Raw genomic sequence first — 21,321 nt, forward strand, 5'->3', positions numbered from 1 at the left:
TCCCGGGGCGCGTTCGGCAAACCTACGGTGGTCAGCTGACCTGGCAGGCCAGGTCGGCGGTGGTCCGCTCGTGCACGTACCGGCCCGCGTACTGCGCGACGAGTTCCAGCACGTGCCCGACGTCGTCGAGGGTGGTCTCGGGGTTGAGCAGGGTGAACTTCAGGAAGTGGCGGCCGTCCACGGTGGTGCTGGCGACCAGCGCGGCACCGGAGGCGGCCAGCGCCTCCCGCGCGTGCAGGTTCGCTCCGTCGGCGTGGTGCCGGTTCGGCCCGGTGGGCAGGTACCGGAACACCACGGTGCTCAACGGCGAGCGGGTGACCACCTCGAACCGCGGGTCCTCGCTGATCAGCTCCCAGGCGCCGGCGGCACGCTCGATCACCTCGTCGAAGAGGGCGCCGACCCCGTCGGGGCCCATCACCCGCAGGGTGAGCCAGAGCTTGAGGGCGTCGAAGCGGCGGGTGGTCTGGAGGCTCTTGTCGACCTGGTTGGGGATGCGCTGCTCCACCATCCGGGCGGGGTTGAGGTAGTCGGCGTGGTAGGTGGCGTGCCGCAGCGTCCGCCGGTCGCGGACCAGCACGGCGCTGGAGCTGACCGGTTGGAAGAACGACTTGTGGTAGTCGACGGTCACCGAGTCGGCCCGCTCGATGCCGTCGAGCAGGTGGCGGCGGGTCGGCGACACGAGCAGACCGCAGCCGTACGCGGCGTCGACGTGCAGCCACACGCCGGCGGCGGCGCAGAGCGCGGCGATGTCGGCGAGCGGGTCGATCGACCCGAAGTCGGTGGTGCCCGCGGTGGCCACCACGGCCATCACGACCAGCCCCTCGCGGCGGCACCGCTCGATCTGCCGCCGTACCGCCGCCGGGATCATCCGCCGCTGCGCGTCGGTGGGCACGGTCAGCACGGCGTCCGGGGCGAGGCCGAGCAGCTTCGCCGACTTCTGCACGCTGAAGTGGCCGGCCGCGGAGGTGATGACGCGCAGCCGGGGCAGCAGGTCCCGACGGGCCTCGGGACCGGTCGCGTCCCGGCACGCCTCCTCCCGGGCCAGCAGCAGCGCCTGGAGGTTGGACTGGCTGCCGCCGCTGGTGAAGACGCCGTCGGCGGCCGGGCCGAGGCCGATGCGTGCCGCCGTCCAGTCGATCAGCCGCCGTTCGACGAGGGTGGCTCCGGCGCTCTGGTCCCAGGTGTCCAGTGAGGAGTTGACAGCGGTGAGCACCGCCTCGCCGAGCAGCGCCGGGATGACGACGGGACAGTTCAGGTGGGCGAGGTAGCGGGGGTGGTGGAACCAGACGGCGTCGCGGAGGTAGACCTGCTCCAGTTCGTCGAGGGCGGCGCCGGCGTCGCCGAGCGGCCGGTCCAGGTCGACGCCGGTGATCCGCGGAGCCAGCTCGGCGGGGGTCACGCCGGTGAACGGGCGGTCGGCGTCGGCGACCCGCTTGGCGATTCGGTCGACGCCGTCGGCGAGCGTCGCACGGTACCGCGCGACCGATCCGCCGTTGAGAAGGTGTGTCCGTGCGTCGGGCGGGGCCGCGGGGGTCTCGACGGTGTGTCCCGGCAGGCTCATGGCAGGTCCTCCACGCTCGGTTGCGGACGGGTTTCGGGCAGCCGGAACCCGCCGCCGTGGGGTACGGCGGCAGGACGGCGGGGTGGGAGGCGGGGTGGGACGGCGACCGGGCGGCGCGCCGCGACGGGGTGAGGCGCTACCGCTCGGCGCGGAACGTGTCCTCGGAGGCGCCGCGGCGCCAGTATCCGGTGAAGGTGACGCGCGCCTTGTCGATGCCACGCTCGCCGACCAGGTGCCGGCGTACGCCCCGCACCATCGAGGACTCGCCGGCGACCCACGCGTACGGGGTGACCGAGGGCAGGCGGGCCGCGCGGACCGCGTCGACCAGCAGGCTGCTGCCGGGCGGTGTGGCGCCGCGGACGAGCCAGGTCACCTCGGCGTGGGCCTCGGTGGGCAGCGGCTGGATGTCGGTGGGGTCGGGCACCTCGATCCAGGCCCGGACGTGGGCCCCGGCGGGGAGCCAGTCGAGGATCCCGCCGACCGCCGGCAGCGCGGTCTCGTCGGCGACGAGCAGGATCAGCGCGGTGTCGTCCGGCGGCCGGAAGCAGACGCTGGGGTTCTCGGGGAGCGCCGGGCCGAGCAGCACCACCCGGTCGCCGGGGCCGGCCCGGTTGGCCCAGCGGGAGGCCGGGCCGCCGTCGCCGTGGCTCACGAAGTCGATGTCCACCTCGGCGCGTTCCGGTCGCTGCTCCCGGATGGTGTACGAGCGCATCACCGCCCGGACCGCCGGGTCGAGCGCCCGGTACGCGCCGAACCAGTCGTCGGTCCCGGCGGCCGGGAGCACCGGGGCGGGCTGCCCCGGGTGCGGCAGGAAGAGGGAGACGCTCTGGTCCCGGCCGCCGCCCGCGAACCCGGCCAGGTCCTGCCCGCCGAAGGTGACCCGGATCGTGCTGGCGCCGACGCGCCGGACTCCGGCGACCTGCGCGGCGTAGAAGCGGTACCGGAGGGCGAGGGCGGTGCCCATCAACTGACCTTCTTCGCGTTCCGGATCGCCGTCGCCAGGTTCTCCAGCAGCGGCGCCGCGCCGGCGTACGAGAAGCGCGGGACCGCGTCCCACGGGGTGACCTGGTTGGCCTTGACGGCCGGCAGCTGGGTCCAGGTGGGCTTGGCGGCGAGGTCCTTGGGCTGGAGGGCGGTGCTGCGGTTGTCGAGCAGGATCAGGTCGGCCGGGAACTTCCCGGTGTTCTCCCAGCTGAGCGCCTCGAAGTAGTCGCCGGCCTCCAGCTTGGTGGGCACCACGATGTCGACGCCGAGTTCGGCGAAGTACATGAGGTCGGTGCTGACCTTCGGGTTGGAGACGTAGAACAGGTCCGGGCTGCCGGACGCGGCCATCACCTTGATGCCCGGGTTCGCCTTCACCGCCTGGCGGACCGACTCGGCGGCCGCCTCGAAGCGGGCCTTGGCGTCGGTGACCTTCTTCGCCGACAGGTCCGCGCCGAGGGACTCGGCGAGCTGGGCGTACCGCTCGATCGGCTTGGTCATGGGCACCCGCGCCGTGGTGACCGCGACACTGGGCGCGAGCGGGAGGATCTTGTTCTTGCTCTCGTCCGGCACGTACCAGAGGGCGCCCGGGTCGTACATGTGGGTGACGAGCAGTTCGGGGCGCAGGGCCGCGTATTTCTCGACGCTGAACTCGCCCCACACGTTGCCGAGGATCTCCACGCTCTCCACGTTCAGGTCGCCGGCCTGCGGATCGGCCGTGCCGTCGGCACGCTTCGTCTCGCCGAACACGCCGACGACCTGCTTGTCGAGTCCGAAATCGACCAGGGCCGCCGCGGCGCCGGTGAAGGCCACGACCCTGGTCGGCCGGCTGTCGGCGCTCAGCTTCTCGTTGCGGTCGTCGGTGAACGACCACGGGCCACCGCTGCCGCTCGCGGCCGGTTCGGCGGCGTCACCGTCCGCGCCGCAACCGGTCATCAGAAGGGCGAAGGTGGCGGCGCCGCCGGCCAGCAGACCACGGCGGGTGACACGACGGACGGAGACGGGATCACGCATGGTGTTGTCTTTCGATCAGGGTCGGGGATGACCATGGACAGCGCGGTTAGGTTAACCTAACCTAATCCGCTGTCAAGTCATGTACGGCGTTTCCCACACCGGAGTTCACACTGTCCGTCACCCACTCCCCACCGCACGGTGACCTCGCGGCGACGTCCCCACCCGCGAGCCGGCGCAGCCGCAGCACCGTCCGGGCCGCCGGCCTGGCCGCCGCCGCGCTGCTGCTCACCGCCGTGGTCGTGCTCAGCATCGCGGTGGGCGCGAAACAGCTCCCGCTCGCCGACGTCTGGTCCGGCCTGCTCCACCCCGACTCGGCGGAGTACGCCGTGGTGCACCGGATGCGGCTGCCGCGTACGCTGCTCGGCCTGCTCGCCGGCGCGGCGCTCGGCGTGGCGGGCGCGGTCATGCAGGCGCTCACCCGAAACCCGCTCGCCGACCCGGGCCTCCTCGGCATCAACGCCGGCGCGTCCGCCGCGGTGGCGACCGCGGCCCTGCTCGGCGTCACCGCGCTGAACGGCTACGTCTGGTTCGCGCTGCTCGGCGCAGCGGCGGTCACCGCGCTCGTGTACGCCGTCGGCGGCGGGCGTGGTGCCACCCCGGCCCGGCTCGCCCTCGCCGGCGCCGCGCTGAACGCCACCCTCTACTCGTACGTCAGCGCCGCGATGCTGCTCTCCGCCGCGTCGCTGGACCGCCTGCGGTTCTGGACCGTCGGTTCGCTGGCGAGCGCCGACTCGGCGACGGTGACCCGGGTGCTGCCGTTCCTCGCGGCCGGGCTGGTCGTGGCGCTGGCCACCGCACGCCCGCTCAACGCGCTCGCCCTCGGCGACGACGCGGCCCGGGCGCTCGGCGCACGTCCCGCGCTGATCCGGGCCGCCGTCATCGTGGCGGTCACGCTGCTCTGCGGCGCGGCCACCGCGGCGTGCGGGCCGATCGTCTTCGTCGGGCTGCTCGTGCCGCACCTGGTGCGCGCCCTCACCGGGCCCGACCTGCGGTGGCTGCTGCCGTACTGCGCGATGCTGTCGCCGGTGCTGCTGCTCGGCGCCGACGTGCTCGGCCGGGTGCTCGGCCGGCCCGGTGAGCTCCAGGTCGGCATGGTGACGGCGGTGCTCGGCGGGCCGCTCTTCCTCTGGCTGGTGCTGCGCGGGCGGGTGGCCCGACCGTGACCGTGCTGCGTACCCCCGGCGGGCTCTCGCTGCGTTTCCGCCCCCGCGCGCTGCTGGTCGGCGTGGCGTGCGCCCTGCTCGCCGCGGGCCTCGGCGTCCTGGCCGTCGCGGGCGGCGACTACCCCATGTCCCCGGCCGACGTGCTGCGCACCCTCACCGGCGGCGGCACCCCTGCCGAGACCTTCATCATCCACGAGCTGCGACTCCCCCGCCTCGTCACGGCCCTGCTGGTCGGCGCCGCGCTGGGGCTGGCCGGCGCGGTGTTCCAGGCGCTGGTGCGCAACCCGCTCGGCAGCCCGGACCTGCTGGGCTTCACCCAGGGCGCCTCGACCGGCGCGCTCGTGGTGGTCGTGCTCGGCGGCAGCAGCCTCGCGCTCTCCGGCGCGGCGGTCGCCAGCGGTCTCGCGACCGGGCTGCTCGTGTACGCCCTCACCTGGCGCAACGGCGTCCACGGCTACCGGCTGGTGCTCGTCGGCATCGGTGTCACGGCCATCCTCACCGGCGTCAACGGCTACCTGCTCACCCGGGCGCCGCTCATGGACGCCGCACGGGCGGTGCTCTGGCTCACCGGCAGCCTCGACGGGCGCGGCTGGTCCGAGGCGTTGCCGCTACTGGGCGTGCTGGGCGTCCTCGCCCCGCTCGTGCTGCTCGGCTGCGGGCCGGCGCTGCGGATGCTGGAGATGGGCGACGACACGGCGGCCGCGCTGGGCGTGCCGGTGCGCGGGCTGCGCCTCGTGCTGCTCGGCGCGGCGGTGCTGCTGGTCGCGTTCGCGGCGGCGGCCGCCGGGCCGGTGTCGTTCGTGGCGCTGACCGCGCCGCACCTCGCCCGTCGCCTGACCCGCTCCCCCGGCCCGAACCTGCTGCCCGCGATGTGTGTGGGCGCGACACTGCTGGTAGGCGCCGACCTGCTGGCGCAACGGGCGTTCGCCGAGCAGCAACTGCCGGCCGGCGCGGTCACCGGCGCGATCGGCGGCGCGTACCTGGTGTGGCTGCTCGCGATGGAACGCAGGGCGGGTCGGCTGTGAGCGGGCGGACCGGGCGGCGGAGCCCCGAGGACGGCACCACCCCGACGAGAACGGAGCACCACCTGATGCAGGCCGGCAGCCCACGGCTCAGCGGCACCGACATGACCCTCGCCTACGACCGGCGCACCATCGCCGAGGGGTTGAGCGTCGCCGTGCCGGACCGGTCGTTCACGGTCGTCATCGGGCCCAACGCGTGCGGCAAGTCGACGTTGCTGCGGGCGCTGTCCCGGATGCTGAAGCCGGCCGCCGGCGCGGTGCTGCTCGACGGCGAGGACATCCACCGCCGGCCGGCGCGTCAGGTGGCCCGTACGCTCGGGCTGCTGCCCCAGTCCTCGATCGCGCCGGACGGCATCAGCGTGGCGGAGCTGGTGGCCCGCGGCCGGTACCCGCACCAGGGTCTCCTGCGGCAGTGGTCGCGCGAGGACGAGCGGGTGGTGGAGGAGTCCATGGCGGCCACCGGCGTGGCCGACCTCGCCGACCGGGCGGTCGACGAACTGTCCGGCGGGCAGCGCCAACGGGTGTGGATCGCCATGGCGCTGGCCCAGCAGACGCCGCTGCTGCTGCTCGACGAACCGACCACGTACCTGGACATCGCCCACCAGATCGAGATCCTGGACCTGTGTGCCCGGCTGCACGAGGAACAGGGCCGCACCCTGGTCGCGGTGCTGCACGACCTGAACCACGCGGCCCGGTACGCCACGCACCTGATCGCGATGCGCGACGGGCGGGTCGTCGCCGCGGGCGAGCCCGGGCAGGTGGTCACCGCCGACCTGGTGGCGGAGGTCTTCGGGCTGCCCTGCCGGGTGATCGAGGACCCGGAGAGCGGCACGCCGCTGGTCGTCCCGGCCGCCCGCCGCCGGGCCGGTCGGCTCGCCCCGGAGCCGGCGTGACGCGGGTCTACCGCGACCGGTGGGGCGTCCCCCACCTGCGCGCCGACGACCCGCACGCGCTCGTGGTGGCGCAGGGGCGGGTGACCGCGTACGACCGGGCCTGGCAGCTGGAGGTGGAGCGGCACCGGGCCGTGGGCACCAGTGCGTCCTTCCTGGGCGTCGAGGCGGTGGGCTGGGACCGGTTCGCCCGGCAGGCCCGGCTGGCCGACACCGCCCGCCGCTGCCACGCCGCCCTCGACCCGGCCACCGCCGCCTGGGTGGGTGGCTACGTCGACGGGGTCAACGCCGGGCTGGCCGCGGGGGCCGCGCGGGCGCCCGAGTTCGCCGCCGTCGGGCTGACGCCCGGCCGGTGGGAGCCGTGGACGCCGCTCGCGGTGTGGCTGTCCCACCACATCCTCTTCGCCAACGTCCCGACGAAGCTGTGGCGCGAGCACGTCGCCGACCGCCTCGGCGAGCCGGCCATGACCCTGTTCGCCGCCGACGCCCCGGCCACCGCCGGCAGCAACGGCTGGCTGGTGGCCGGTAACCGCACGGCGAGCGGCGCCGCCCTGCTGGCCGGCGACCCGCACCGCTTCATCGAGGACCCCGGCGTGTACCAGCAGATCCGGTTGGCCTGCCCGGAGTACGACGTCGTGGGCCTGGCCGTGCCGGGCGTCCCCGGCATCGCCCACTTCGGCCACACCGGCGGGGTGGCCTGGGCGATCACCAACGCGATGGCCGACTACCAGGACCTCTACGCGGAGCGGCTGCGACGCCGTGGCGGCGCGGTCGAGGCGTACGGGCCGGACGGCTGGCGTCCCGCGGCCGCGCACACCGAGACGATCGAGGTGGCGGGCGACGACCCGGTCGAGGTGGAGGTCGTCGAGACCGACCGGGGGCCCGTCGTCGTGGGCGGCCCGGACGCGCGGCGGGCCGTCAGCCTCCGCTACCCGCCCCGGGTGCGGGCGGACCTCGGCTTCGCGGCGCTGCCGGCGCTGCTGCGCGCCCGCACCGTGGCCGACGTCGACGCGGCGTCCGACCGCTGGATCGAGCCGGTCAACGTGCTCCAGGCCGCCGACACGCGCGGTGGGCTGCTGCACCGGGTGGCCGGGGCGGTGCCCGTGCGGCATCCGGCGAACCGGCTGCGGGTGGTCCCCGCCTGGGACGCGACGCACGCCTGGCGGGGCTGGTACGCGCCGATGCCGCGCGCCGGCGTGGACGGTTGCGCGGTGATGGCCAACGCCCGCGGCGTCGCCACGCCGCTCGGCGTCGAGTTCGCTCCGCCGTACCGCGCCGACCGGATCCACGCGCTGCTCGCCGCCCGCGCGGACTGGACGGCCGGTGCCATGGCCGCCGTGCACTCCGACACCCACCTGGGCTCGGCGGAGCCCCTGCTGGCCCGGCTGGCCGGGCTCGGCCCGCTCGCTCCGGCCGCGGCCGCGCTGCGCGACCGGTTGCTGCGCTGGGACCGCCGGATGGCCGCCGACAGCCGCGACGCGTCGGCGTACGCGCTGGTCCGGGCCGCGCTGGTGCGGCGGCTCGCGGTCCACCCGGCGCTGGCCCCGCTCGCCGACCCGCCGCCCTACCCGGAGGTGTTCCATCCGTGGCTGGCCCTCACGCCGCGGATCGCGTACGCGCTGGAGGCGGTGCTGGGCAGCGGGCTGCTGGGTGACGGCGGGCCCGAGGCGCTGCTGCGCGCCGCTGTCGAGGAGGTGGCCACGGCCGCGGCGGTCCCGCACTGGGGTGAGCTGCACCGGCTCACGCCGTGGCGGGCCGTACCGGAGGCCGACGCCGGCCCGGTGCCGGGGCTCGCCGGTGACCACGACTGCGTACTCGCCACGTCCAGCGTCCCCGGCGTCACCCACGACTGCGCCCGGGGGCCGGCGGCCCGCTACGTGTGGGACCTCGCCGACCGGGCGCGCAGCAGCTGGGTGGTGCCGTTCGGCGCCTCCGGGGTGCCCGGCGACCGGCACCACCACGACCAGACGCCAGTGTGGCTGGCCGGGGACCTCCTGCCCGTGACCACCGACTGGGACCAGCTCACGGAGGAGCGAGATGGCCACTGACCAGAGCACCCCGACGCGCCACCACACCGACCCGCACCGGTACGACCGGGCGGTACCCGGGTTCGGCCGGGTCGTCGTCCGGCCGGTCGACCCGGACCGGGACGCCGAGCTGCTGCACGGCTGGGTCACCCAGGATCGGGCCCGGTTCTGGGGCATGCGGGACGCCAGCCGCGAGCGGGTGCGGGAGATCTACGCGTACCTGGACGCGCTGGCCACGCACCACGCGTACCTCGTGCATCGGGACGGGCGGCCGGTGGCGCTGCTCCAGACGTACGAGCCGGGCGCCGACCCGGTCGGCGAGTGCTATCCCGTCCAGCCCGGCGACTTCGGCCTGCACCTGCTCGTCGGCCCGCCGGCGGGCAGCGAGCCGGGGTTCACGGGGGCCCTGCTCGGCGCTCTTCTCGACTTCCTGTGGGCCGATCCGGGCCGGCGACGGCTCGTGGCTGAGCCGGACGCGCGCAACGAGCGGGCCATAGCCCGGCTGCGGCGTACCGGCTTCCGGCTCGGGCCGCTGATCCAGCTGCCGGAGAAGCGGGCGCGGCTGCTCTTCCTCGACCGGCCGGCCGAGGAAGAGCGGCCCAGCGACGGCGAGCGGCCCGCCGGCCGCTGACCGCGGTCCGCCGGCCGGTGGCCCGCGGTCAGGGAATGGTGAGCCCGTAGGCGGCCAGGATCTCCTGGATCGGCTGGTAGTAGGTGGTGCCGCCGCTGGTGCAGTTGCCGCTGCCGCCGGAGAGGATGCCGACGATCCGGCCCGTGGCGGCGACGTAGAGCGGGCCGCCGCTGTCGCCGGGCTCGGCGCAGATGTTGGTGCGGATCAGCCCGTACACGACGCCGGTCGCGTAGTTCACGGTCTGGTTGAGGCCCGTGACGACCCCGCAGCGGACGCCCGTCGTGGAGCCGCTGCGACAGACCGCGAGGCCGATGGACGCGGTGGCGGTGCCGTTGATCGTGAGCAGGCCCGGGTAGGTGTACACGGCGCTGGGGTGGGCGATCGTCCCCGTGTAGCGCACCACGCCGTAGTCGTTGCCGGGGAAGCTACTGCCGGTGCGGGTGCCCAGGACGGTGGTCTGCCCGCTGTCGGCGTACCAGGTGCCGGCGAGGCTGGTGCAGTGCCCGGCGGTGACGAAGTACGAGGTGGTGCCGCTGCGGACGTTGGCGCCCAGCGAGCAGCGACCACCCCCGCCGTAGATCGACTGACCGCCCGCGATCAGGGGGCGCAACCGGCCGGGCTCGTGACGCAGCAGGGCACCGGCGCGCGCCGTGGTCTCCCGCAGCGCGGCCAGCTCGCGCCCGGTGACGGTGTCGTCGACGGTGAGGACCATCCGGCCGGTGGCCGGGTCGAGGCCCCAGGCGGTGCCGGCGGTGCGCACCTGCGCGAGCACGGCGACCGCGGCGTCGGGGCGGGTCTCGGCGGTCGGGGCCGAGCGGGCGTGAGCGGCGCCCGGGGTACCGAGCAGCAGTGCGGCCAGGACGAGGGCGACGAGCGGGAGACGGCGCATCCGGACCTCCGAATCTATCGGCTTTTGTCGATGCGTCTCCAGCATCCGCCGGCACCGTCCGGCATTCAAGCCCCACCGGTGCCCGGTCCGGCCGCATGCGGGGCCGGCAGCACCACCCGGGGCAGCGCGGGCACGCCGCGCGGGCGCCACTCCCGGGGGTAGCCCAGCGACACCTCCTCGAACCGCACCCCGTCGTACCAGGTGGTGCGCGGGATGTGCAGGTGGCCGTAGACCACCGCCGCCGCCCGGAACCGCAGGTGCCAGTCGGCGGTGCGGGTCGTGCCGCACCACTGGGCGAACTCGGGGTGGCGCAGCACCCGGGTGGGCTCGCGGACCAGCGGAAAGTGGTTGACCAGCACCGTCGGCAGGCCCGGGTCGACGGCCGCCAACCGCCGTTCGGTCTCCGCGACCCGCGCCGCGCACCAGGCGTCCCGACCCGGGTACGGGTCCGGGTGCAACAGCATCTCGTCGGTGCACACCACCCCGGCCTCGTACGCCCGGCGCAGCGACTCCTCCATCGTGGACGTCCCGGGAGCGTGGAACGAGTAGTCGTACAGCAGGAACAGCGGCGCCACGGTCACCGGGCCGCCGGGACCGGACCACATCGGATAGTCGTCCTCGGGCGTAAGCACGCCCAGGTCGCGGCACATCTCGACCAGCGCCCGGTAGCGCGGCTCCCCGCGCAGCTGGACCGGGTCGTCGCGCAGCGTCCACAGCTCGTGGTTGCCCGGCGCCCAGATCACGGTGGCGAACCGGTCGCGCAGCAGGGCCAGGGTGGCCCGGACGTCGGCCGCGTACTCGGCCACGTCACCGGCGACGATCAGCCAGTCGTCGTCGGAGCCGGGCCGCAGACCGTCGACCACCGCGCGGTTCTCGGCGTACCGGACGTGCAGGTCGCTGACCGCGAGCAGCCGGCCGCCGCTCACCGGCGCCCACCGGGCCTCGGTGCGGCGAGCCCGCCGGACCTCCGTGCCCGCACGGCCCACCCCCGCTTCCCCGTCCCCGGCCGGGCGACGGTCCGCCGTAGGGTAACCCGGGCCGGATCAGGCGAACTCGCGCCGGACCCAGTCGGCGAGGTCGCGGGCGCAGTCGTCGACCGCGTCCCGCCAGGCCCGGTCGGCACCCTCGCCCGCCTCGTCGCTGACCCGCTTCACGAGCCGGCACGGCACGCCGGCCCGCGCCGCGGCCCAGGCCACCGCGTAGCCCTCCATGTCGACGAGGTCCGCCTGGCGCGCCAGCCGGGCGCGCGCGGCCTCCTCGGCCACGAACGTGTCGCCGGTGGCCAGCACCGCGGTCCGGGTGCCGAGGGTCAGCGGCGCGCCGTAGATCTGCCCGGTGAGGGTGCGCAGCAGCTCGGTGTCGAGGTCGTGCTGGAGCACCGTGCCGATCTCGTGGACGCCGGCCCAACCCGGGCGCAGCGCCCCGGCGGTGCCGAGGTTGAGCACCAGGCTCGGCTTCGGCCCGGTGGCCAGGGCCGCCGCCACGGCGGTCGCGGCGTTGACCTTGCCCATTCCGGTGAGCAGCACCGGCAGGTCGCCGCCGAGGTGCGCTGCCTCCTCCTGCACGGCCAGCACCAGCAGCGGCGCGTCGGACCGGATCTCGCCCCGTAGAGTCACGCGCGGAATCGTACGGGCCGCCCGGGCGGGCCCGGCCGACGGACCGGCGCGCGGTAACCGCGGTCACCGGCCGGACGCGCCGGTGAAGCCGCCCGACCTCGGACGGCTCCACCGGTGACCGCGTCAGCGGATCTCGTACGCCCGGATCACGGTCGTGGTGACGACCGCGCCGGCCGTGTCGACGACGCGGGCGCGCAGCGACACGAACCCGGCCCTGCCCGGGTTCCGCAGGAGCGCGGTGTGACCGCCCGGCAGCGGCAGCACCGGCACCCTGCTCCAGTGCGCGCCGTCGTCGGACGAGACCTCCATCTCGACCCGGGCGACCGGGCGGGCGCCGGCCTGACGCGTGAACGTCAGCGGCACCACCGTGACGCCGTGGCGCTTCGCCGCGTTGGAGGCATCGAGCCGGGGCGCGAAGCCGACGGCCGTCAGCGGCAGCGCGGTGCCGGTGGCGGTGTACGCCGAGTCGAACTCCCAGACGGTCTGGACGCGGGTGGAGAGCCGTGCCGGCGCCGGCTGGGTGAAGCCGTACGACAGCCGGTAGCGGGACCGCTCCGGCGCACCCACGTCGATCCCGGCGAACGCCCCGGCCCGCTCCTCGACCAACGTGCCGTCGCGGTACAGGGCGAGCGCACCGGTCAGCCCCGCGGCCTCGGCGAAACCGCGATGGCCGGCGGCGTCGGCGTAGCCGTCGAGCCGCAGGAGGAACTCGTTGCCCCGCCGCTCGATCGCCGGGTACTCGGGGAAGGCCGGCGTCATCGGCGTGCTGAAGACCGCCCCGTTCCACTCCTCGGTGTAGTCCCTTCCGGCCCGGTAGTCCGACCGCGGCGCCTCGAACTGCGCGAGCCGTCGGTAGTCCGCTCCCGCGCCGACGCCCTCCTCGAAGGTCGACGTCCACCCGATGTTGCCGGCGTGGTACTCGGTGCGCTCCGCCGGCAGCGGGGTCCGGGGAAGGACGAGGCCGTCCGGGTAGTCGACCCCGGGGATCACCGGGAAGGCGACCCGGGTCCCCACACCGCCGACCGCCGCCGACGCGTAGCTGACCCGAACCCGGGCGACGTCACGCCGGCCGAGATGACGTGTGAAGCCCGTGATGAACGAGCCCGTCTGGTACCAGCCGGTCTGGTAGGTGTACGGGCTGGCGGTGAAGTCACCGGTCTGGTCGGGGCGGGCGAAGACCGCCGTCACGGAGGTGACGAGACCCGCGACATTCCTCGGGCCCAGGTCGGCGGTGTAGATGGAGGCCGGGTCGCCGGTGAGGCTCATGCCGAACAGTTGCGGCCCACCGGTGTGCAGGACCTCCACCTCGCCGACGATCGGCCTGGCGTCCCGGTCGGGCAGGCGGATGTCCACCGGCCGGGCCCGGCGACCGTCGAGCACGACGGTCGTCGCCCGGTCGATGGTCAGCCGGCCGTTGGCCAGGACGGTGCCCGTGCCGTCCTCGCTGATGCCCATGCTGAGCACGACGTAGTCGCCCATCGGCACCCGGAACGTGTCCGCGCTGTCGTAGCTCACAACGAACTCGCCGGTGGCGACGTTGCCGAGCTGGGTGACCACCTCCTGCGGCGCGTCGGTCCGGGCGGTGACCTGGACGTGGACGTCGGCCGACGGCTGTTCCCGGAAGACGCTGAACGGCGTCTGCACACTCACGCCGTCGGCGGTGGCGACCAGCCGGCCGCCGAAGGTCCCGTACGCGTCGCCGCCGGCCCGGGTGTCGGCGGTGATCCGGACCGGCGCCGTTCCGTGTGCCGGTACGGAGACCGTGTCGCTGTCCAACGTGACCACACCGGCCGGCGCGGTGCCGCTCAGGGCGAGCCGCAGGGTGATCGGGGCGGGGCCGTCGTTGCGGTAGGTGACCGTACGGGTCACCACGTCCTCCGCGTCGTGCGGGTACGCCCGAAAGCCGAAGGTGACCGTCGGCGGGTTGGCGGTGACCGGCTGGGCTAGTGCCCGGGCCGCGTCGAGCTGGCCGGCGCCCTGGCCGAACAGGTCGATCGTGGGGTTCGGCCGGGCGGCCCCCATCAGCGCCGACTTGAGCTGGTCGGAACGCCAGTCGGGGTGCGCCTGGGCGAGCAGTGCCGCCGCGCCCGCGACGTGCGGGCTCGCCATCGACGTACCGCTGAACGAGACGTACCGCTCACCGGGCGGGGCGACGTCGGCGGTCGCCGAGCGGGCGGCGGTGATGGCCGTACCGGGGGCGGTGATCTCCGGCTTGACGGCGTAGTCCCCGAGCCGGGGGCCCTGGCCGGAATCCCAGCTGCGGGCGCCGTACTTGTCGACGTTGCCGACCGCGAGGGCGGCGTCGGCCGACGCCGGGGAGCCGACCGACTGCGGCACCCAGCCGCTGTTGCCGGCGGCCGCCACGAAGAGGGTGCCGTACCGGGCGGTGAGGTCGTTGACGGCGGCCTCGATCGGGTCGACGCCGGGCTGGTCGTCCGCGCCGAGGCTCAGGTTGACCACCCGGGCACCGGACTCGGCGGCCCAGTGCAGCCCTTCGAGGATGGCCGAGTCAGGGCAGGCGGCGCCGAGCCCCTGGTAGCTGAAGCAGACCTTGCCGACCAGCAGGCTCGCCCCGGGAGCCATGCCGCGGTACCTCCCGTCGGAGGCCGCTCCGCTGCCGGCGAGGATGGAGGCGACGTGCGTGCCGTGTCCGGCGAGGTCGTCGTCGGTCGTCTCATAGTCGGTGACGAAGTTACGCCGGGCGGCCACCCGGCCGGCGAAGTCGGGGTGGGTGGTGTCGACCCCGCTGTCGAGCACGGCCACCTTCACCCCGGAGCCGTCGTAACCGGCCGCCCAGACGGCCGGGGCGCCGCTGGCCGGCACGCTGACGTCGAGGGCCGGCCTGCGGATGCCGTCCAGCCAGAGCTTGCCGCCGCGCAGCGAGTCCCGCAGCGTCGGCCAGCGCCCTGGCAGCTCGGCGACGGGGATCGCGGCGGCGAATCCGTCGACGGACGCCAGGTGCCGCTGTGCGCTCAGCCCACGCATGCCGGTCAGGTCGGACGCGATGAGCGGCAGTTCCGCGCGGCGGTCGAACCCGTCGGCGAGAAGCTGGCTCACGTTGAAGAGCCGCTCGTCGAGCCGGTCCTCCCGCAGCAGTGCCAGCGCGTCGGACGGTACGACGTACTGGTCGTCGCCGTGCCGGTAGCGGAGGAACTGGACCCCGTGCCGCGGGGTGACGGCGATCCGGCCGGCCGAGGATTCGACGCGGTCACCGGTGATCAGGGTCAGGGTGCGGGTCGGCTGCCCGCCCGGCTCGACCAGCGCCGGCGCCGCGGCCGGTGGCGCGGCCGGCGCCGGCGGCGTGGGGCCGGCCGACGCCGGGTCGCCTGCGCCGACCAGCAGCGCGACGGCGGTGACGAGGGCGAGCGCGCCGTACGGGGTGGAACGGCGATGTCGCATGCGTGCTCCTTTGCATGGCGACAGGGCGTGCCACCGGTTGGGTCACAGGGCCGGCGGCACGCCGTGTCCGAGTAGAGTCCGGGCATGTTTTCGCACTGTGAGTGTGGAAACTGACGCCCGGATGACCATGCTCATGGATCGCCGGCCGGCTGTCGACCCGTCGAAGATCACGTAATGGCAACCCTTCGCCGGAAACGGTCGTGGGCCCGGCGGTGTCGCAGGGCCCACGACCGTCCTGTGTGTCTCGTCCGCGCTTGCGGGCGCGGCCTCCTCAGCCGGCCGTGGCCGGCGCGGCCGGGCGCCCGGCGATCGGCAGGTCCACGGCGAGCAGCGCGCCGTCGAACGGCCCCGGGTCGGCCAGACCGTAGCGGGCCGTGGTCACGAAGAGCCGGCGCAGCCCCGGCCCGCCGAAGCACACGCTGGTCGGCTGCGCCGCAGGCACGCGGACCTCCCGGTCGAGCGTGCCGTCCGGGCGGTAGCGGCGTACGGCCGAGCCGCCCCACAGCGCCACCCAGAGGTGGTCGTCGGCGTCCACGGTCATCCCGTCCGGGGCGCCCTCGCCGGGGTCGAGCCGCAGGAACGGCTCCCGGGCGCCGAGCGCTCCGGTGGCCGCGTCCACGGAGAACCGGTCGACGTGCCCGCGCGGGGTGTCGGCCAGGTACATCGTGGTGCCGGCGCCGTCGAAGGCCGGGCCATTCGCGATGGTCAGCCCGGTCACCACCGGCACCGGCGCGCCGCCCGGATCCATCCGGTAGAGGGACCCACCGCCGGGCACCCCCGCGTACGTCATGCTGCCGGCCCAGAACCGGCCGTGCGGGTCGGCCACGGCGTCGTTCATCCGGGCCGGCTCGGGGCGGCCGCCCTCCAGGTCGGCCACCGGTCGCGGTGCGCCGGCGGCCGGAAGGTGGACGACGCCCGTGCCGGCCGCGGCCAGCCACTCCCCCGGCCGCCCGGCCACTGGCGCCACCGCGCCGAGCGGCACGTCCAGCCGGCGCAGCTCGTCGAGCGGGCCGGGCGCGTCGCCGCCCGTGGTGAGCAGTCGCCCGGCGAGCAGGTCGACCAGGACCAGCCGGCCGTCCACCCAGCGGGCGCCCTCGCCCAGCTCCAGCCGATCGGCGCTCCACGCGGTCGGCTCGGTCAGCGGCATGTCTTCTCCTCGCGTCGGCGGATGTGGGCGTTCATCGGGTTGCGTCGCGGCGGTGGGCGGAGACGGTCAGCCGCCAGGTGACCTCCCCGGCGGGCGGGACGACCGCCGCGTCGCCCGGCCCCGCGTCGGCCAGGTCGAAGGCGGCGCCGAGCATCGGCTCCACGCCGATGCTGCGGTACGGACCGGTCTCCGGCCAGCCGCGCAGGTTACGCCAGAGCCCGACGCCGCGCGGCTGGCCGTCGCACTCCAGCGCGAACTCCAGCAGGTCGGCGCCGTCGACGACGCGGGCCCGCGGGCATTCCACCAGCACCGCGCCCACCGCGCTGCCGTCGTCGGGGCCGAGCGCGTCCAGGGCCAGGCCGGCGGGCGCCGGCCAGTCGCCGGTCAGCCACGGCCGCCCGGCCGGCCAGGCCCCGGGCGGCAGCAGCGCGGCGGCCTCCGGGTGCAGCCGGGTCGCGGTGCCGGTGGGGACCTCCAGCCGGGCCGCCGGGGACAGGTCGAGCAGGGCGTGCGCGGCCCACAGGAAGCGGTACCCGGGATCGGCCGCGAGCCGGTAGTCGGCCACGAGGACGCCGGAGCGGTCGGCGAGCGACCGGGTGAGCGTGAACTCCGGGCACTCGACGACGGCCGCCCCGGCGCCGGCGGCCCGCCACGGGCGGGACCAGACGTCACCGTGGTCGGGACGGCCCCGCACGGTGGGCAGGCACTCCTCCAGCCCGCCGGCGTCCACGAACGCCGCACCCGGGCCGACCGACGCGCGGCCCGGCTCGGGGCCCCGCCACAGCCACTCCCGGCCGCCGCCGCGCAGGCTCGTCCAGCGCCCGCCGAGGACGAGGTCGACGTCGACCCGCAGCGGCACCGGCCGATGGGGTGGCGGCGCGTCCGCGCTCACCATTCGGCGAACGAGCCGTCGGGGTGCCGCCAGACGGGATTGCGCCAGCCGTGCGGGCTCTGGGCGGCCCGGCGGACCGCCGCCTCGTCGACGGTGATGCCGAGACCGGGGCCCTCGAAGCGCTGGACGTGCCCGTCCACGAACCGGAACGGCTCCGGGTCGAGCACGTAGTCCAGCAGCTCGGAGCCCTGGTGGTAGTGGATGCCGACGCTCTGCTCCTGGATCAGGAAGTTCGGTGTCGCGAAGGCCACCTGGAGGCTGGCCGCCAGCGCGATCGGGCCGAGCGGGCAGTGCGGGGCGAGCAGGGCGCCGTACGTCTCGGCGAGCGCGGCGATGCGGCGCACCTCCGAGATCCCCCCGGCGTGCGAGAGGTCGGGCTGCACCACGGAGACCCCGGCCTGCAGCGGCGCCAGGAACTCCGTACGGCTGTAGAGCCGCTCCCCGGTGGCGACCGGCACGGGCGAACAGGCGACCACGTCGCGCAGGTGGTGAGCCTGGTCCGGCAGCAGCGGCTCCTCGACGAAGAACGGCCGCAGCGGGGCCAGCTCGGGCAGGATGCGGCGCACCGCGGCCAGCCCGGCGCGACCGTGGAAGTCCAGCGCGATGTCCCGCTCGTCGCCGAGCACCGCCCGGGCGGCGGCGACCCGGGCGAGCACCTCGTCGACCTCGGCCGAGGTGGGGATCGGCGAGAGCTGGCCGCAGGCGTTCATCTTCAACCCGGTGAAGCCGGCGGCGACCTGCGCCGCCGCCGCGTCGGCGATCTCGCCGGGCTCGTCACCGCCGATCCAGGAGTAGACCCGCACCCGGTCGCGTACCGGGCCGCCGAGCAGCGCGTGCACGGGAACCCCGTACGCCTGCCCGGTGATGTCCCAGAGCGCCTGGTCGAGGCCGGCCACCGCGCTGGACAGCACGGGCCCGCCGCGGTAGAAGCCGCCCTTGGTGAGCACCTGCCAGTGCTGCTCGACGCGGAGCGGGTCCTCGCCCACGAGGTACTCGGCGAGCACCTCGACCGCGGCCCGCACCACCTCGGCGCGCCCCTCCACCACCGGCTCGCCCCACCCGACCAGGCCGGCGTCGGTCTCCACCCGGCAGAACAGCCACCGCGGCGGGACGAGGAAGGTCTCGATACGCTCGATCTTCACCGGTTGACCTTCCGGACCTTCTCCACGTCCCGGATTGCCTTGGCGAGCAGCTCGCGCATCGCCGCCTCGGCCGCGCCCTCGTCGCCCGCGCGGATCGCGTCGACCACGGCGCGGTGGCTGGGCACCGGGTCGTCGTCGGCGTCGCGGCCGTGCACCAGCCGATCGCGCTCGGCCAGCCCGGTCTTCATCACCACTTCCATCCGGACCAACAGCTCGTTGTGGGTGGCGGCGAGCAGCGCGCGGTGGAACGCGAGGTCGGCCTCGACGGCGGCCGCCGGGTCGCCGTGCGCGTCGGCCATGCCGGACAGCGCGATGTCGAGGGCGGTCAGGTCCTCCGCCGTGGCACGGGCCGCGGCCAGCCGCGCGGCGGCCGGCTCGATGATGGCGCGGACCTCCTGCAACTTGTCGAGCAGGAGCGGATCGGCCCCGTCGGCGAACTGCCAGCGGATCACGTCGCCGTCGAGCAGGTTCCAGTCGTCGCGGGGGCGGACGAAGGTGCCGCGCTTCTGCCGGGCGTCCACGATGCCCTTGGCCGAGAGGACCTTGAGCGCCTCACGCAGCGCGGTGAGGCTGACGTCCAGTTCCTCCTGGAGGGCGGCGATGTTGAGGGTGTCGCCCTCGGCGATCTCTCCGGTGAGGATCCGCCGGGCGATCGCCTCGACGGTCTGCCCGTGGACGCCACGGCCTGCGTACTGTGCCAATGCTCTTCGCGCCTTCTTCGCTCGTCGGTCTCGATCTCTCAGGCCGAGGCTTTCACCGCGGTCCAGCCGCCGTCCACCACCAGGCTCGTGCCGGTGACGTACGCGGCGTCGGGCGAGGCGAGGAAGGCCACGGCGGCCGCCACCTCGTCCGGTGTGCCGAACCGCTTGGCGACCGTCTCCGCGACGCTGCGGCGGCGGTCCTCCTCCCCGATGCCGTCCCAGGCCCCGGTGAGGATCGGGCCGGGCAGCACGCTGTTGACCCGCACGCGTGGCCCGTACTCGACGGCCAGCTGCCGGCCGAGCGCGACCAGCGCACCCTTGGCGGCGGCGTACGCCGGCCGGCCGGGCAGCCCGACCAGCGCGTGCACCGAGGAGACCAGCACCACGGCGCCGGCGCGCTCGACCAGGTCGTCCAGGCAGGCCCGGACGCCGAGGAAGGCGCCGGTGAGGCTGACGCCGAGCTGGTGGTCCCAGGAGGCGCGGCTGGTGCGGTGCGCGGGTGCCACCTCCACCGCGTACGCGTTGCTCACCAGGATGTCGACGGGGCCGAGCCCGGCCCGCACCGTCTCGATCGCGGTGGCCCAGTCGGCCTCCTCGGAGACGTCGGTCTTCACGGAGAGTGCCTGCGCGCCCGCGGCGGTCAGTTCCTCGGCGAGAGGGGCGCAGTCGCGGACGTCGAGCAGGGCGACGCGGGCGCCCTCGGCCGCGAGGCGGCGTGCCGTGGCCGCACCGATCCCCCCGTGCGCGCCGGTGACCACTGCTGTTCTACCGTCCAACCGGCGCGTTCCCGGACCCATCGACCACCCCAGCGCAAGCCGTTTAACCATTAATTACGAATACATCTTGACAGCCCGAGCGGCCCGGATGCAACCTTCTGGTCACACCGTTAACGAGACCGACACCGAGCGACGTGACGCAGCGTGTCGATGAGGAAGGGACCCTTCGTGACCGACTTCGATCCCGGTCGCCGCCGATTCCTCGGCCACCTCGGGCTCGCCGGCCTGGGCGCGATCGGCGCCGGTTCGTTGCTGAGCGCCTGCGCCAGCTCCGCGAGCGGGCCGTCCACGGGCGACGCCTCCGGCGCCGTCACCATCCAGTCCAACCTGTCCTCGCCGCAGGCCAAGACGGCGATCGAGAAGCTCGTCGAGAGCTTCAACAAGCAGGGCAAGGGCACCGCGTCGGTCAACACGATCGCCTCGGAGACCTTCCGTACCCAGCTGCCCACCTATCTGACGTCGGCCAACCCGCCGGACCTCTACACCTGGTACGCGGGCTCGGTGGCCAACGACTACGCCAGCAAGGGCCTGCTGCTCGACGTCTCGGACGTCTGGCAGGGGCTCACCGAGTACCCGCAGTCGGTGAAGACCCTCTCCACCGACGCCAGCGGCAAGCAGGTCTTCGTGCCCATGACCAACTACTGGTGGGGCTTCTTCTACCGCAAGAGCAACTTCGCCAAGTGGGGCGTGCAGGAGCCCAAGACCTGGACCGAGTTCCTGGCGCTCTGCGAGACCCTCAAGGGCAAGGGCGTCCCGCCGATCGGCATCGGCCTCGGCGACACCCCCTGGGTCGCCTCCGCCTGGTTCGACTACCTCAACATCCGCGTCAACGGCGCCCCGTTCCACCGCGAGCTGCTCGCCGGCAAGCAGCGCTTCGACGACCCGAAGGTCAAGGCCGTCTTCACCCGCTGGCGTGAGGTGCTGCCGTACTTCGACCCGAAGGGCAAGGCCTACCCGTTCCAGGAGGCCACCACCGCGCTGCTCGCCGGCAAGACGGGCATGTTCCTGATCGGCACCTTCTTCGCCGACGCGGCGCCGAAGGACGCCCTCGGCGACCTGGACTTCTTCCGGTTCCCGATCATCGACCCGGCCGTCCCGGTGGCCGAGGAGGCCCCCACCGACGGCTTCTTCGCCAGCGCCAAGACCCGCAACGCCACCGGCACCAAGGATCTGCTGCGCTACTTCGCCTCGGTCGAGGCGCAGGAGGAGTACGTGAAGTCCAGCTCCGGCATCGTGCTGCCGGTGCACCCGAAGGCCAAGGCGGCCGACTCGCCGCTGGTGGCCAAGGGCAAGGCCATGCTGGACAGCGCGGCGGAGCTGACCCAGTTCTTCAACCGCGACTCCACCGACGCGCTCCAGCCCACCGCGGACACCGCGCTCACCAAGTTCATCGACAAGCCCGACCAGATCGACGCGATCCTGCGCGAGTGGCAGGCCTCCGCCGAGAAGGTCTTCAAGGGCTGACGTGAC

The 21,321-nt window shown here is 74.7% G+C and carries 18 protein-coding genes; 6 read left to right on the forward strand and 12 right to left on the reverse strand.

Annotated elements, in window-relative coordinates:
* Nucleotides 1-31 precede the first annotated feature (31 nt).
* The 3 genes from D7193_RS22920 to D7193_RS22930 form a co-directional block, all read right to left on the reverse strand.
* A complete protein-coding gene (locus D7193_RS22920; protein ID WP_120781610.1) occupies nt 32-1,561 on the reverse strand; it encodes a pyridoxal phosphate-dependent decarboxylase family protein in 1,530 nt (509 codons plus the stop codon).
* Nucleotides 1,562-1,697: 136 nt separating this feature from the next.
* Nucleotides 1,698-2,525: a siderophore-interacting protein gene (locus D7193_RS22925; RefSeq protein WP_120781611.1), complete on the reverse strand. Its 828-nt coding sequence runs from the start codon at nt 2,523-2,525 to the stop codon at nt 1,698-1,700.
* Nucleotides 2,525-3,556, reverse strand: coding sequence for an ABC transporter substrate-binding protein (locus D7193_RS22930; protein ID WP_120781612.1), 1,032 nt, complete (start codon nt 3,554-3,556; stop codon nt 2,525-2,527). Before D7193_RS22930 ends, D7193_RS22925 begins: the two co-directional genes overlap by 1 nt.
* Nucleotides 3,557-3,666: 110 nt before the next feature.
* On the opposite strand from D7193_RS22930, the gene D7193_RS22935 reads away from it, so the two are divergent.
* The 5 genes from D7193_RS22935 (at nt 3,667) to D7193_RS22955 (ending at nt 9,289) form a co-directional block, all read left to right on the forward strand.
* Nucleotides 3,667-4,719: a FecCD family ABC transporter permease gene (locus D7193_RS22935; protein ID WP_120781613.1), complete on the forward strand. Its 1,053-nt coding sequence runs from the start codon at nt 3,667-3,669 to the stop codon at nt 4,717-4,719.
* Complete coding sequence (locus D7193_RS22940; protein ID WP_120781614.1) at nt 4,716-5,744, forward strand: FecCD family ABC transporter permease; 1,029 nt, start codon at nt 4,716-4,718, stop codon at nt 5,742-5,744. Before D7193_RS22935 ends, D7193_RS22940 begins: the two co-directional genes overlap by 4 nt.
* 101 nt (nt 5,745-5,845) lie before the next feature.
* Nucleotides 5,846-6,634: an ABC transporter ATP-binding protein gene (locus D7193_RS22945; RefSeq protein ID WP_174242731.1), complete on the forward strand. Its 789-nt coding sequence runs from the start codon at nt 5,846-5,848 to the stop codon at nt 6,632-6,634.
* On the forward strand, nt 6,631-8,679 hold the full coding sequence (locus tag D7193_RS22950) for a penicillin acylase family protein (RefSeq protein ID WP_120781616.1): 2,049 nt from the start codon (nt 6,631-6,633) through the stop codon (nt 8,677-8,679). The genes D7193_RS22945 and D7193_RS22950 overlap by 4 nt, the downstream gene beginning before the upstream one ends.
* Nucleotides 8,669-9,289 (forward strand): GNAT family N-acetyltransferase, encoded by a 621-nt coding sequence (locus D7193_RS22955; RefSeq protein ID WP_120781617.1) that lies wholly within the window; start codon nt 8,669-8,671, stop codon nt 9,287-9,289. Before D7193_RS22950 ends, D7193_RS22955 begins: the two co-directional genes overlap by 11 nt.
* A gap of 28 nt (nt 9,290-9,317) precedes the next feature.
* On the opposite strand, the gene D7193_RS22960 is transcribed toward D7193_RS22955, so the two are convergent.
* The 9 genes from D7193_RS22960 to D7193_RS23000 all read right to left on the reverse strand — a co-directional run bounded on the left by D7193_RS22960 (nt 9,318) and on the right by D7193_RS23000 (nt 19,872).
* Entirely contained in the window at nt 9,318-10,178 is an 861-nt protein-coding gene (locus D7193_RS22960; RefSeq protein WP_120781618.1) for a S1 family peptidase, read from the reverse strand.
* Between the two features lie 65 nt (nt 10,179-10,243).
* Complete coding sequence (locus D7193_RS22965) at nt 10,244-11,104, reverse strand: metallophosphoesterase family protein (RefSeq protein WP_120782154.1); 861 nt, start codon at nt 11,102-11,104, stop codon at nt 10,244-10,246.
* 117 nt (nt 11,105-11,221) lie between these two features.
* Nucleotides 11,222-11,794, reverse strand: a complete 573-nt coding sequence (locus tag D7193_RS22970) for a nucleosidase (protein WP_206611944.1) — start codon at nt 11,792-11,794, stop codon at nt 11,222-11,224.
* 123 nt (nt 11,795-11,917) lie between these two features.
* Nucleotides 11,918-15,193, reverse strand: a complete 3,276-nt coding sequence (locus tag D7193_RS22975) for a S8 family serine peptidase (RefSeq protein WP_120781620.1) — start codon at nt 15,191-15,193, stop codon at nt 11,918-11,920.
* Between the two features lie 271 nt (nt 15,194-15,464).
* Nucleotides 15,465-16,340, reverse strand: coding sequence for an SMP-30/gluconolactonase/LRE family protein (locus tag D7193_RS22980; RefSeq protein WP_120781621.1), 876 nt, complete (start codon nt 16,338-16,340; stop codon nt 15,465-15,467).
* A gap of 31 nt (nt 16,341-16,371) precedes the next feature.
* Complete coding sequence (locus D7193_RS22985) at nt 16,372-17,199, reverse strand: hypothetical protein (RefSeq protein ID WP_241563312.1); 828 nt, start codon at nt 17,197-17,199, stop codon at nt 16,372-16,374.
* A gap of 29 nt (nt 17,200-17,228) precedes the next feature.
* The gene (dgoD, locus tag D7193_RS22990; RefSeq protein ID WP_120781622.1) at nt 17,229-18,374 is read right to left on the reverse strand and encodes a galactonate dehydratase; all 1,146 of its coding nucleotides are present in this window, start codon (nt 18,372-18,374) and stop codon (nt 17,229-17,231) included.
* Nucleotides 18,371-19,075, reverse strand: a complete 705-nt coding sequence (locus D7193_RS22995; RefSeq protein ID WP_120781623.1) for a FadR/GntR family transcriptional regulator — start codon at nt 19,073-19,075, stop codon at nt 18,371-18,373. The genes dgoD and D7193_RS22995 overlap by 4 nt, the downstream gene beginning before the upstream one ends.
* 38 nt (nt 19,076-19,113) lie before the next feature.
* On the reverse strand, nt 19,114-19,872 hold the full coding sequence (locus D7193_RS23000) for an SDR family NAD(P)-dependent oxidoreductase (protein WP_206611946.1): 759 nt from the start codon (nt 19,870-19,872) through the stop codon (nt 19,114-19,116).
* Nucleotides 19,873-20,019: 147 nt separating this feature from the next.
* On the opposite strand from D7193_RS23000, the gene D7193_RS23005 reads away from it, so the two are divergent.
* Complete coding sequence (locus tag D7193_RS23005; protein WP_120781625.1) at nt 20,020-21,315, forward strand: ABC transporter substrate-binding protein; 1,296 nt, start codon at nt 20,020-20,022, stop codon at nt 21,313-21,315.
* Nucleotides 21,316-21,321: the final 6 nt, after the last annotated feature.

The sequence above is a fragment of the Micromonospora costi genome (assembly GCF_003626655.1).
GTDB lineage: Bacteria > Actinomycetota > Actinomycetes > Mycobacteriales > Micromonosporaceae > Micromonospora > Micromonospora costi.